Annotated in this window: 12 protein-coding genes; 3 read left to right on the forward strand and 9 right to left on the reverse strand. The window is 46.1% G+C overall.

What is annotated here, in order from left to right:
• Positions 1-302, reverse strand: a 302-nt coding sequence (locus QT984_RS28810; protein ID WP_333056980.1) for a helix-turn-helix domain-containing protein, incomplete at its 3' end; no start/stop codon positions are given.
• A 51-nt stretch (positions 303-353) separates the two neighbouring features.
• Entirely contained in the window at positions 354-2315 is a 1962-nt protein-coding gene (locus QT984_RS28815; protein WP_333375485.1) for a tetratricopeptide repeat protein, read from the reverse strand.
• 150 nt (positions 2316-2465) lie between these two features.
• On the opposite strand from QT984_RS28815, the gene QT984_RS28820 reads away from it, so the two are divergent.
• The gene (locus tag QT984_RS28820) at positions 2466-2729 is read left to right on the forward strand and encodes a hypothetical protein (protein WP_172185550.1); all 264 of its coding nucleotides are present in this window, start codon (positions 2466-2468) and stop codon (positions 2727-2729) included.
• Between the two features lie 29 nt (positions 2730-2758).
• On the opposite strand, the gene tsaB is transcribed toward QT984_RS28820, so the two are convergent.
• From tsaB to QT984_RS28835, 3 genes are all read right to left on the reverse strand, one after another.
• Complete coding sequence (tsaB, locus tag QT984_RS28825; RefSeq protein ID WP_333375487.1) at positions 2759-3418, reverse strand: tRNA (adenosine(37)-N6)-threonylcarbamoyltransferase complex dimerization subunit type 1 TsaB; 660 nt, start codon at positions 3416-3418, stop codon at positions 2759-2761.
• A 2-nt stretch (positions 3419-3420) separates the two neighbouring features.
• Complete coding sequence (locus QT984_RS28830; protein ID WP_333271514.1) at positions 3421-5133, reverse strand: serine/threonine-protein kinase; 1713 nt, start codon at positions 5131-5133, stop codon at positions 3421-3423.
• Positions 5134-5346: 213 nt separating this feature from the next.
• Complete coding sequence (locus QT984_RS28835) at positions 5347-5595, reverse strand: Ycf34 family protein (RefSeq protein ID WP_333055539.1); 249 nt, start codon at positions 5593-5595, stop codon at positions 5347-5349.
• A gap of 108 nt (positions 5596-5703) precedes the next feature.
• On the opposite strand from QT984_RS28835, the gene QT984_RS28840 reads away from it, so the two are divergent.
• Positions 5704-6954: a CCA tRNA nucleotidyltransferase gene (locus QT984_RS28840; RefSeq protein ID WP_333375490.1), complete on the forward strand. Its 1251-nt coding sequence runs from the start codon at positions 5704-5706 to the stop codon at positions 6952-6954.
• 127 nt (positions 6955-7081) lie between these two features.
• Here QT984_RS28840 and QT984_RS28845 read toward each other — a convergent pair whose 3' ends face one another.
• The 4 genes from QT984_RS28845 to QT984_RS28860 form a co-directional block, all read right to left on the reverse strand.
• Complete coding sequence (locus QT984_RS28845; RefSeq protein WP_333055541.1) at positions 7082-7429, reverse strand: DUF952 domain-containing protein; 348 nt, start codon at positions 7427-7429, stop codon at positions 7082-7084.
• A gap of 19 nt (positions 7430-7448) precedes the next feature.
• Positions 7449-9074: a CocE/NonD family hydrolase gene (locus QT984_RS28850; protein WP_333208057.1), complete on the reverse strand. Its 1626-nt coding sequence runs from the start codon at positions 9072-9074 to the stop codon at positions 7449-7451.
• Positions 9075-9434: 360 nt separating this feature from the next.
• The gene (locus QT984_RS28855; protein WP_333055543.1) at positions 9435-9887 is read right to left on the reverse strand and encodes a cupin domain-containing protein; all 453 of its coding nucleotides are present in this window, start codon (positions 9885-9887) and stop codon (positions 9435-9437) included.
• A gap of 160 nt (positions 9888-10047) precedes the next feature.
• Complete coding sequence (locus QT984_RS28860) at positions 10048-10818, reverse strand: cysteine hydrolase family protein (protein ID WP_333055544.1); 771 nt, start codon at positions 10816-10818, stop codon at positions 10048-10050.
• Between the two features lie 212 nt (positions 10819-11030).
• On the opposite strand from QT984_RS28860, the gene QT984_RS28865 reads away from it, so the two are divergent.
• Complete coding sequence (locus tag QT984_RS28865; RefSeq protein WP_333375493.1) at positions 11031-12191, forward strand: amidohydrolase family protein; 1161 nt, start codon at positions 11031-11033, stop codon at positions 12189-12191.
• Positions 12192-12249: the final 58 nt, after the last annotated feature.

Here is a 12249-nt window from a genome sequence, read left to right on the forward strand (position 1 = left end):
TTATTCTTTAGCCACTCAATTACTTCAGTCTTTTGTAGAGCTGTTAAATACCCTTTTGACCCTTTATGCCCTAGCTTGATTCCTTCGATGCCTTTGGTTTGAAATTGTTTTTTCCAATGACCAACAAAAAATTCACTTACACCGAGAATTTTGCTAATCTCATGGTAAAACTTGCCTTCGACAGCCATCCTTACAGCTATTGCTCGTTTAAGTTCTCTTGCATCGATATCACTTTTAATGAAAGATTCTAATTGAGTTATTTCCTTTTCCATATCTTTGAGGGGCAGTTTTAAGTTATTCATCTTTTTATTCACGATCGAGTATTGCATATAATAGTATCATAGTCTTGATAATCATTTAGGATTGCTATAGTGCAGCACGCCGTCGGGAACAATTAATAAGCGTTTATTGCCTAATTGGGCTGCTGCGGGTTGTAAAATTACTCGACCCAGATTTGCACTTGCTTGGGCAACTTGTTGGGGAATATTTCTCTGGATTGGGCTAGTTATTGCCTCTAGGAAGTCCTTAGCTGCTGTTTCAATGTCAACCTGTTTTGGCAATTCATAGCTGGTTAGTCCTGTTGATGTCACAACCCACAAATAACTGCGGTATGAACCGAGGGAATACTGCAATAAAATAGTGTTTTCATCGAGAATCTGTTTCTGAATTTCTGGGAGTGTTAAAGGTTGGGGTTGGGTGAGGGCAGCGTAGCGGGGGCTGGCGGTACGAATCTGGGCTTGAATTTGCTGATATTGTTGCAAAAGTGCGAGGCGCCCAGAGTCGATTTCAGCGATTTTAGTTGGATTGGGGTTGGGGCTGCTGATTGTTTCGATGCGCTGTTTTTCAATGCCATCGAGTTGCTGTTGCAGGCTCTTTTCTTGTTGCAGTAAATCGGGGGAAATGCCTTCGCGAATGTTGGCGTTACTTTCTTGGAGAAGTTCGAGGAGGCTGCGGGCCCTCGAACGTTCGCTGGCTTCTAAGGCTTTTGTATCGTAACCGGATTTAGGATTAGTTTTATGCAGTTGCATTAACAAATCGATGTATAATTCGTAGTAGTTTTGGACTGTGGCAAAGTATGAGCTGCGGAGTTCAGGGCTGGCTATTTTGGTGCGGAGGTTTTCGATGATTTTGAGAGAGGATTCAATGTCGTTGAGGGCTTCGGGAAGATTGTTTTGGTCACGTTTGGCATAAGCCATGTTGTAAAGGGTGTTGGCTTCTCCACTGCGATCACCTACTGCCCGTCTCAGGGGAAGCGACTGGTTGTAATACTCTAGCGCTTTCTGTTTTTCTCCCAATTGTGAGTAGGCACCGCCCATGTTGTGGAGGGTGGTAGCTTCCCCGCCGCGATCGCCTGTTGCCCGTCTCAGGGGAAGCGACTGGCTGTAATACTCTAGCGCTTTCTGTTTTTCTCCCAATGCTGAGTAGACACTGCCGATGTTGTTGAGGGTGGTAGCTTCTCCGCCGCGATAGCCGGTTGCCTGAAATAGGGGAAGCGACTGGCTGTAATACTCTAGCGCTTTTTGTTTTTCTCCCAAACCTGAGTAGACAGTGCCGATATTGGTGAGGGTAACAGCTTCCCCGCTGCGATCGCCTACTGCCCGTCTCAGGGGAAGCGACTGGCTGTAATACTCTAGCGCTTTCTGTTTTTCTCCCAAATCTGAGTAGACTAAGCCGATGTTGTTGAGGGTGCTAGCTTCCCCGCTGCGATCGCCTGTTGCCCGAATCAGGGGAAGCGACTGGCTGTAATAGTCTAGCGCTTTCTTTTTTTCTCCCAAATCTGAGTAGACACCGCCGATGTTGTTGAGGGTGATAGCTTCCCCACGGCGATCGCCTAGTACCCGAACCAGGGGAAGCGACTGGCTGTAATACTCTAGCGCTTTCTTTTTTTCTCCCAAATCTGAGTAGACTCTGCCAATGTTGTTGAGGGTGGCAGCTTCCCCACCCCGATCGCCTACTGCGCGAGATAGGGGAAGCGACTGGCTGTAATACTCTAGCGCTTTCTGTTTTTCTCCCAAATCTGAGTAGACCTTGCCAAGACCAAGGAGGCTAAGTGCTTGCCCTCTATTGTCGCCAGCTTCCCGATACAATTTTAATGCTATTTCAAACTGGGCTATCGCACTTTTTTTCGCTTCTAATGTTCCTTGCCGGTACAGTCGCACTCCTTCTTTTAATGCTGTTTCAGCAGCGCCGCTACTGCCAATTTGTGCTGTTTGTACGACTTTACCAACTGGCACGGCTGCTGCCACTGGCTGACTTAGCTGAAGCGAAAGCGCGATCGACATACCAGCCAAAAACCATTGAGTGCGATCGAACATAGCCACCCCTTTTGTATTTTTGTCAATTTTAGTCGCTAGGCTGCTTAGTGTTAAGGCAGGAAGAAGTCAGGGCGATCGGCATTTTTGCTAGAGTTAACGAGTAGTGCGATTCCCTGCGGGATCGCTACGCGGCGCGTACTTTTTCCCAGCATGAACAACATCCTAACTACCCCCGATCCCGTAACAACCCACTGGGATTGCCCCGAATGCGGCGGCACCGGTACCCTTAGCCCAGAAATTTGCCCTGTTTGTCTCGGAGCAAAATACATCGATCTCGCCACAATAACGAACTGGATGCTCGATTTTATGGAATCTCGCGGCTGCGATCGAGCTGAGATCGATCGATTGCGAACCGAAAACCCAGACCCGCTAACATTAACTTTTTGCCTCGAAGTTTGTATCGCCCTTAAATAAACAATTTACCAATTACCAATTACCAATATTCAGTGTCCCTTAACCGGATGTTGACCGTAAAAAGGCAAAGCATCCGACCAATCAGGACGACTTCCCATTTGCCACTCCAAATAAGCCAATTCCAACACGCTAGAAACCGACCAACCCAACTCGCTACCAACTTCAATCAACTGATAAGATTTTTCCCAACTTTCCAACTTTTCCTGCCAGGATTCCGCCGTCATCACAGTATCAGGAAACAACTCAGTTAAACCTGAATCTTTGTTAATTGAATAAACAGCGCCAAACAATTGTCCCCGCTGTGCAGGCATTTGCACCGCCATATCCTGATTTGAGATAGATTTTTTACTGCTGCTGCAAGCCACAGCGGCCAAAGTTGAAACCGCAAAAACCGGAATATCCAACTGTTGAGCCAAAGTCCGCGCCGTCACCATACCCATCCGAGTCCCCGTGAAACCTCCGGGCCCCTTCGCCACTGCAATAAAAGCCAAATCCGCCCAAGTTTGCGGCCCAATAAACTCGACTAAATACTGATGCAAATGAGTCGCTAAATCCCGATCCAAATTCCAAGTTTTGCAGCGAGAATCCCCGGCAAAATTGCTGATGGCTAAACCGAGTTCCCGACTAGCTGTGTGCAGGGCTAAGCCGTATTTTTTAACTGATGTTCCGTCTTGGGGATTGCTATTCACGATTACTGATAATTTTCCTTAACAAAAAACAGAGGCAGAGCCACAACTAAGCAACCCAAAAGAATGCCAAATATTCCCGTATTTAAAATCCTAGAATTACCCATTCCTCCAGTCATCAAAAACAGCACTACTAAACTTGCAAATAAATTTTTATTGGCAAATTCTTTGTTTTGGGAAACTTGATGTTTCACCGTCATAAAACCCGACGTAACTATTAGCGCAAACCACGAATTAAAAATGACTATTTGAGAGCCAAAGATAAACCAAACTAACGCAAACATTAGCGCATCTATCCAAAAATCCTGAGTTTTCAACTTCGGCAGCCAAAATTCTTGGGTAGTAACAGAGGCGATTTTCTTGAGTAATTGATTGTGTTGCAGCCGCAACAGTTTGTTTCTCAATTTAATCTTGGGATCGATTTGCAATATTTGCTTCCACTCCGGGCGGCGAGAATTGTTGACTCTTCCCAACAGCTTCACGGCTGCGACTTTATTTAACTGCAAATCGGTGAGTCTGGTGGCAATTATTTGAGATAAGTGCGGATAGTAAACGGGGTTGTCTTCGGTTCTGTTGATGACGATAGTGAGCTGTTGCTTGGCTTGACTGACTTGGATTGTAACATTGTAGGGGGCGAGATCCTCTTGTAAAGCTTGCTGAATTTCGGCTTTCTGTTGGCGAGTGAAAAGCGACACACCGGGCGCAGGTGTAAGCACCCGTTCTGCAGGCGTTTCCGGCGCGTCTAGCACCGGCGGTGCGTCTAAATACACCGGTTTGGGGTTCAAGTGCCGGATGACTGCTGATGCTGAACTGTAGCGCCGATTGGTGGCACTTTGAAGCATTGTGTCGAGGATGCGGCCGAAATCATCGCTAACAGCAGTCTTCAAATAATTTCGCCAAGCCCAAGAATCCTCTGTGCTGTCGAACAAGTCGAAGGGAGGAATTTCAGTCAGCAAGTGAATGCAGGTAACGCCCAAACTGTAGATATCGCTGGCAAAAACTGCTTTCCCCATCAATTGTTCTGGGGCTGTATAAGCGGCACTGCCGATGATTGTACCTGTTTGCGGCAACCCGGTTGCTGTTACTTTCTTAGCTGCACCAAAGTCTACTAAAACAATATCTTTTTGGAAAGGAGAGGGCTGATAGGAATTTTCTAAGGCGGGTAAAGGAGTTGGAGTTAGTCGGCGGCGAATGATATTTTCGGGTTTGATATCGCGGTGAATAACTTTGGATTTGTGGACGAAGTGGAGCACTGGCAATAAATCGTTGAGGATTTGCCGAATTTGAGTTTCGGTGAATGCTCCTTTTTGTTCTAATTCTCTGGCTAGGTTTTTGCCGTCTATAAATTCTTGTACTAAATACTGTCTCCCGTCTTGTTCAAAATGCGCGATTAATTCGGGAATCTGGGGATGTTTTCCCAAGGTTTGTAGCTGGGCTGCTTCTTGGTGAAATAGTTGAGCGGCTTTTTCGGCTGCGGTATTTTGCTGCAAAAATTGCTTGATTACGCACTGCGAAAAAATCAGGGGTTTGGTTTCATCAACTGCTAGAAAGGTTCGGCCAAAGCCTCCTTGCCCGATCGGCTTTATGGTTCGGTAGCGAGATGCGGAGGGTGTTTCTGCGTCAATAGTCAACAACAATTTTGATCCACAACTTTTGCACAATTCTGCATCCCCTGGGTTTTGCGGATTCTGACAAGTTGGGTTTAAGCAATAGCACATTGGATTTTAGATTTTAGATTTTAGATTTTAGATTGGTAATTTGTAATTGGGAATGGGTAATTGGGCATCGGGCATCGAAAATTGAAAATTGGGAATTGAATATTGGAAATGGGAAATTGAAAATTGGGTAAAAAGAAGAAACAAGAAAAGGATATCGTTATATTTTTTTCCTTCTTCCTCCTTCCTTCTTCCTTCTTCCCTCTTCCTTCTTCCTTAAGTTGGTACGAGTTCGCCGGGCCGCAATGAGGCCCATTTGCCGGTCTCTTGCTTGAAACTCTGACACCCAACTACATCCCATTCCATTTCAATTTCGTCTTGGCGGGGGCGGATGTTGACGTTGATGGTGGGTTCTACGGGGTCGAAATCGGGTGTTTCGGTAAGGTGAAGCTGTTCGTGCTGTTCTTCTACGGCGTGGTAGGTGAAGCAGCGGTCTACATAGTGGCAGTTAATACAAATACACATTCTTGATATCCTCTGTGCATTTCAAAAAGATTGGTGAAATTTGAGCTTTCTGTTAATCTAGCGTAGCAAGAGTTTAATTGTTTGTAAGGAAAGTAGATTTTTGTTGCGATGCCGATTAATTTGCCCTCTTCATTATCTCCTGATTCTTGGCCGTTTGATTTGGAACTGCTGACACCGCCTGCTTATTTGGTGGGCGGTGCGGTGCGGGATGCGCTGCTGGGGAGGCGATCGCACTATTTTGATTTGGATTTCGTTATGCTAACACGGGCCGTGAAGACTGCTCAAAAAATTGCCGATCGCACGAAAGGTGGATTTGTCTTGTTGGATGCGGAACGGCAAATTGCGCGGGTTGTATTTGCGGGCGGTACGGTGGATTTGGCGCAGGCGGAAGGGGGGAGTCTGGAGGGGGATTTGCTGCGCCGGGATTTTCGGATAAATGCGATCGCCTGCAATCCTTTTACAGGAGAAATCATCGATCCTTTGGACGGTCAAACTGATTTGCGGTTGGGTGTGCTGCGGATGATTTCGCGGTCAAATTTGGAGGACGATCCGCTAAGGTTATTAAGAGCTTACCGCCAAGCGGCGCAGTTGGGTTTTGCGATCGAAGCTGAAACTCAATCGGCGATTCGGGAATTGGCGCCGCTGTTGAGTCGGGTAGCCGTGGAACGGGTGCGGACGGAATTAGGTTATTTGTTGAGCAATCCTGACGGTGTTCCTTGGATTTGTCGCGGTTGCGAAGATGGTTTGTTTTCGATTTGGTTTGAAAGTGCGATCGACCGTTTTGATATTTTGACAAAAATTGATGCGTCTGCTGACCAATTAGCGGCAATTTACCCGGAATTAGGGAAGGAATTCGGGCGTCAGATTCGAGATACGATTAAAACGCCGTTGTTGGCGGTTGCGAAGTTGGCTATTTTGGCAGATTCTGATCCGACAATTGCTGAAACGCAGTTGCTGCGGTTGAAGTACAGCAATGCGGAGATTAAAAGTGCGATCGGGCTTTTGAAATACTTGCCCAAATTGCCAGCAAAACCTATCGCCCAAATGTCTTTGCGAGAACAGTATTTTTTGTTTCGGGATGTGGGAATAGTATTTCCGGTTTTAGCGGTTTTGGCGGTGGCGGCGGGCATTAAGGTAGATGAGATTTCACTGTTAATTAATCGCTATCTGGATGCTGATGATATTATTGCTCATGCCACACAATTAGTTAGCGGCAATGATTTAATGGAATATTTGAAATTGCCCAGAAGTCCGCGCATCGGTCAATTGTTGATGGAGATTCAATTAGCGCGAGTGGAGGGGAGAATTGCGACTCGCGAAGATGCGCTGAAATTGGCGGCAGAGTTGGTGAATCAGTAAGTTTAAATTGATATATTTCATAAATTAGAACGGGCAAGATGCCCGTTCCACACAATTCAACTTTCCCGTGGGGTGGGCTTCTAGTCCGCCCTAAAAAGTTAGTTTACAATGCTAAAAAATCAGAATCTTAAACAACATCCCTTAATTCTTCCGGCAATTCAAACTTGCCATCTGCACCCGGTTCAAACTCAACAACTTTCAACACAGCATCAACATTCAGCGGCCCGTAAATGTGCGGGTAATTCTCACCCGCCGCCAATTCATACTTAAGTTCAGCTTGCACTTTGTCCGAGTCAATCCAAAGCAGCAGCAATCCTGTTTGTCCCACAAAAAATTTATTAGCAGATTTAAGAACTTGTGGCAGAGTCGAACAGTGGATAAATCCTTCAGTATCTAGCGTATCGCCGCGATAGGATTGAACTTGTTTTGCTTCTTCCCACTGTTGGCTGCGGGTGATGTGAAAAATAACGCTCATAATTGAATAAGTTCTAGGTTTAATGGAGAATTGGCAGCAAAATTTGAGAGGGACAATTCCCGCCACAACTTACTGTCAGCGTGATAATTTTAGCATCGATCGCCCGCGCTTCACCGTCCGGCGCGCCCGTTCCCGGATTCACGTCGTAAGCGGGAAAGCAAGCCGCACTCAAACTCAGACGCAACGCATTACCTTTGGCAATTTGCATACAAGTTGCTTGCAGTACAATTCTTACAGGTGTTTCACCTGAATTTACCCGGACGTAACCTTGAGTAAAATTGTAGACGTTGCCGCTATCTTTGACCTCAGAAAGTATCGCACACAAATCAAAACTCGGCGCATCTGCGGTACAAAATACTTCGACAATTATATCTCCAGCTAAGTGCAAATCTGCTGTTAGCGGTGCCGAAGTGTATGTTAACACATCGGTGCGGCAGTCAATAGTCGATCGCTCGATCGCACCGGCAGGAAATGCAGCGTGACCTCCCAAGGATGGCACCGGTCGCCAAGGGTCATGTACGAATATATCATCAGTGCAAACATCCGCGCAACTATCTGTTAAAATACCAGCATCTTCTCTCATCGCGGCAAGTCCGGTACTTGCTAAAAAATAAGATTTATGATTATTATTAGGCCATTTATCAAATTTCCGCCAATCATTCCTCCCCATCTCAAATAGTGAAATTTGCCACTCGTCTAATATTCCTGTATCAACTCCTTTGAGGAATTGATCGAACCAGCGAATTTGCAACTCATCCACAGGATTTGAAGCTGCCAAACCATAATCCAACTCTCCCACTTTTCGCCCCCAAGGTAAATGCGCCCAAGGGCCAATTATCAAATGCTGCGGACAGGAACTCCGGCTCGCCATTTCCTTGTAAATATGGATTGTTCCTCGCAAATAATTATCAAACCAACCGCCAACGTGCAGCATTGGCAAGTCTAAATCTTTGATGTTTGGCGATAACTTTTCCCAATACTCGCTCGGTCGATAATTATCCAACCAATCATGATAATATGAGTCGGGTGCGAGATTTTTAATAATGTCAGGACGCGCGGGCACGGTATCGTATAGCGGGAGATTTCTCGAAGCTGCATAAAAGGCTTGATAGGCAGAAATATCGGCTTTTAAGCGAGCGGTTTCTGCGGCTAGCTGAATTGCCCAGCCGAGATTTGATTGCAGGCAAAATGCGCCGCCTTCATAGGCCCAATCTGCGTATAAATTGCCGCCTACCATTGCCGGACAAATTGTGATTAATGCGCTTGGTTTAGCAGCCGCCGCGTAGAGTTGAGTCATGCCTTGGTAGGAAAAACCGTACATTCCGACTTTGCCGTTACTTCCCGGCAAATTAGCTGCCCAATTGACGCTATCAAAACCGTCTTGTGTTTCGCTAACAAAGGGGTTAAATTTGCCTTCGGAAGTGCCGCGTCCCCGCACGTCTTGGATGACAACGATGTAGCCGTGTTTGGCGTACCATGCGGGATGGGAATATACTACTGTAGAGGCGATCGCCCTTCCGTAAGGTTGCCGCATTAATAATACTGGAAATTCGCCCTCCGCATCGGGGCGGTAGATGTCAGCATCTAAACGAACCCCATCTTTAGTTAGCATTGACGCTGTTTCTTTCGGACGAAGTTTCAGCATAAATCCTACAAAACATCAAATAAAAAAGTTCTGATAAAGGACTGAGATCCTTACTACAAACCTGATAATTGTTCGTAGGGACACGGCACTGCCCATTGGTGTCCAATTAACGTACAACCCATATTCCGGCAGGGGTTGAAACCCCTGCCTCAAAGCTAAAGTCCTCTAAAGAGGACTAAGAAAAACACTTTTCAACTCATTAGTCCTCTTTAGAGGACTTTAGCTATTAGACAGGGACTTCAGTCCCTGGCGGAATGGCGGGTGCGCGGGAGGACTGGCGGACTGATAGCTTAAGTTGACACGCTTTGGGCAATGCCGTGTCCTGTATTTCATCCAATTAAAAACTGCTATACTACAAACCTAGCAGGATACGAGTACATCCGATCGCCCAAGAACTCTCATATCTTCCTCATCGAGTTCGACTGGTGTACCGCTGCGAATTAGTTCCACAAAATCTTCATTCGGCACCATAATGCACAAAGTGTACAAACGTTCACTCCCCGTATTCTCAATTACGTGAGTCCCCGTTGGAGGCACTAACAAACTATCTCCCGGTTGAATACTAACTGTTTTGCCGTCGCAGGTTGCTTGCCCGGTTCCTTTGAGTACAAAAAACATTTCTACTGCGAATTGATGGCGGTTGGGAGGAGTTTTGCCGCCCGCATCGAAAATCTCCACGCAAACTGTTAATGAAACATTAGCTATTACCGGATCGAAGACGATCGCTAATCTATTAGTATCGCCCGGACTGATGCGAAATGCTTGGTAGTCTTTCGGAGACTTTATAACAGGAATCACGCACTGGTTTGTCATTTTTTTGTGCTTAATTGTTAATTATCGTAGGGGCGGTGCCCCCGTGCCCGCCCAGCCCCGTGCCCCCCCCAGCCCCGTACCCGCCTACTCAGTTTCTTAATCAAGAGGGGCAACCACGGGGGATTGCCCCTACACTCATTCTAGGAATCATTGCTGACTACTATTTAATTGCTTCTAACATAGCCTGAGAATCCGACAAAAAACCAAAACATTGCTTAACGTTATACAGAGTAGCTTGCCAGCAATACTCTGGAGATGTCGTAGCTGTACAATCTTTGACTAAAATACAGTCGTAACCGAGGAAATTAGCATCTTGCAGGGTAGCCATGACGCACTGATCGGCGTTTACTCCTCCAAAGAAAAGTGTAGTTCTGCCGAGGTTCCGCAAGATACTATCTAAAGGAGTATCCCAAAAGCCACTCATCCGATATTTATCAACACAAATATCCTCCGGTTTGGGTTTTAATTCATCGACAACCTGCGCCGCCCAACTCCCTGCCATCAGTACAGGTGCGTTGTTTTTTGGCAGCGGATCTCCCAAACCTACGCCGGATCCTGTGGGATTGTAAACGTGACGGGAAGCTGCACTAATATTGAGCAAATCGGGGCGGTTTCCCCAGTTTATCCAAATAATTGGTACTGCGTGCGATCGCAATTTTGGCAGCAAATTTTTTAAAGGATTAATTGGAGTTCGGGCGGGCGTTACATCTACGCCAATATGTGCTAGCCAACCGTCGGGATGACAGAAATCGTTTTGCATATCTATCACCAACATCGCTGCTTTTGCTAAGTCTAAACGCAGGGTTTTAGTTTCTGTTTCCAGGGTAACAGGTGCAGGCGCGATCGGCGATCGAGTGATATCGGCAATTTTGGCATCAACTTTCCAAGCATTCGGCGGTACGCCCAAGGTGCGAAGAGAATCAGGATTCATATGATTGTGACTCAAAAACAATTTCAATCTTATAACTATTTGATTGTTACTAACTTGTCATATCTTAAATCTTTGTTATAATTAAGTATCCGGGGTAACTTTTTGAGAAAGTTTAGGATTTATTAACTTTATTCTCGTTGGGCGATCGCCAATGTTAGCGCCAGGGAATCATACAATAAAAATCAATGTAAATTTACAAAAAGGGTAAATCTATGAGCTTGACAATTCAAAATACTTTAATTCCGGTTGATAGCGGTTATGAAACCGCAGATGTGCAAGTGGTGGATAATTGCATAAGTGCGATCGCGCCCAATAACTCCACCTCTAATTCCCCCCCTTACCAAGGGGGGGATAGGGGGGGTCAAACAGTTATTAACGGCAAAAATAAGCTGCTGCTGCCCGGTTTTGTCAACGCGCACACTCACTCTTCAGAAATGTGGCAACGAGGCATCATTCCGCCTTTGCCCCTAGAGTTGTGGATTGCCGAATTATACGATTTTACACCTCTCGATCCCGAACAAGTTTATTTGAGCGCCTTGGGAACTGCGGTAGAAACTTTGCTGTCGGGCGGTACAAGCGTAGTCGATCATTTAGTTTTGATTCCGGGGCAAGAATTAGAGACGATCGCCGCCGCAGTTCGCGCTTATCAAGAAATCGGTATCCGCGCTTTTATCGGGCCGTTAATTCAAGATGAATCCCTGACGGCGGGAATGCCTGCGGGCGATAGCGGTATCGAACACGCGGCTTACATTCGATCGACTAAGGCCACTTTGGAATTAATGGAAACAGCCATAAAACAGTTTCACAATCCCGAAAAAGGTGTTAATATATTATTGGCGCCGACGGGAATTCAACTGTGTTCCGATGCTTTGTTTGAAGGCTGCATCGATTTGAGCGATCGCTACAATCTTTGTCGGCACGCCCACCTCTTGGAAACCCCCGCTCAAAAACAGTTAGCTTACGAAAAATACGGCTGTAGCGCTGTCGAACACCTGCAAAGAATTGGTTATTTGAGTCCCCGAACTTCTTTAGCGCACTGCGTTTGGCTGGACGATTCCGACATTGCAATTATGGCAGAAACGGGAGCGACTGTTGTACACAATCCCCTCAGTAACTTGCGGCTAGGAAGCGGGATTGCACCGATTTTGAAATACCGTCAAGCGGGAGTCAACGTATCTTTTGGCTGCGACGGCGCTGCTAGCAATGACTCTCAAGATTTGCTGGAAGCGATTAAAATTGGTTCAATTTTGCACAATATCACGGATTTGGATTACCGCCAATGGATTACACCGCGCCAGTCTGTAGAAATGGCATCCCTGGGAGGAGCAAAAGGCTTGAATCTCGCCGATGAAATCAGGGTAAACGCATCTTAATTTCAACCTCAAACATGATAAGATGAAGTGTTTAGCTAAATCAAGTGCGTAATTGATA

This window comes from Microcoleus sp. Z1_B2 (assembly GCF_036700325.1).
Taxonomy (GTDB): Bacteria; Cyanobacteriota; Cyanobacteriia; order Cyanobacteriales; family Microcoleaceae; genus Microcoleus.

What these genes read in the sequence shown, in the direction of transcription:
- QT984_RS28815 (WP_333375485.1), bottom strand. Translation starts at nt 2,315, where the DNA reads ATGTTCGATCGCACTCAATGGTTTTTGGCTGGTATGTCGATCGCGCTT.
- QT984_RS28820 (WP_172185550.1), top strand. Translation starts at nt 2,466, where the DNA reads ATGAACAACATCCTAACTACCCCCGATCCCGTAACAACCCACTGGGAT.
- QT984_RS28830 (WP_333271514.1), bottom strand. Translation starts at nt 5,133, where the DNA reads ATGTGCTATTGCTTAAACCCAACTTGTCAGAATCCGCAAAACCCAGGG.
- QT984_RS28835 (WP_333055539.1), bottom strand. Translation starts at nt 5,595, where the DNA reads ATGTGTATTTGTATTAACTGCCACTATGTAGACCGCTGCTTCACCTAC.
- QT984_RS28840 (WP_333375490.1), top strand. Translation starts at nt 5,704, where the DNA reads ATGCCGATTAATTTGCCCTCTTCATTATCTCCTGATTCTTGGCCGTTT.
- QT984_RS28845 (WP_333055541.1), bottom strand. Translation starts at nt 7,429, where the DNA reads ATGAGCGTTATTTTTCACATCACCCGCAGCCAACAGTGGGAAGAAGCA.
- QT984_RS28850 (WP_333208057.1), bottom strand. Translation starts at nt 9,074, where the DNA reads ATGCTGAAACTTCGTCCGAAAGAAACAGCGTCAATGCTAACTAAAGAT.
- QT984_RS28855 (WP_333055543.1), bottom strand. Translation starts at nt 9,887, where the DNA reads ATGACAAACCAGTGCGTGATTCCTGTTATAAAGTCTCCGAAAGACTAC.
- QT984_RS28860 (WP_333055544.1), bottom strand. Translation starts at nt 10,818, where the DNA reads ATGAATCCTGATTCTCTTCGCACCTTGGGCGTACCGCCGAATGCTTGG.
- QT984_RS28865 (WP_333375493.1), top strand. Translation starts at nt 11,031, where the DNA reads ATGAGCTTGACAATTCAAAATACTTTAATTCCGGTTGATAGCGGTTAT.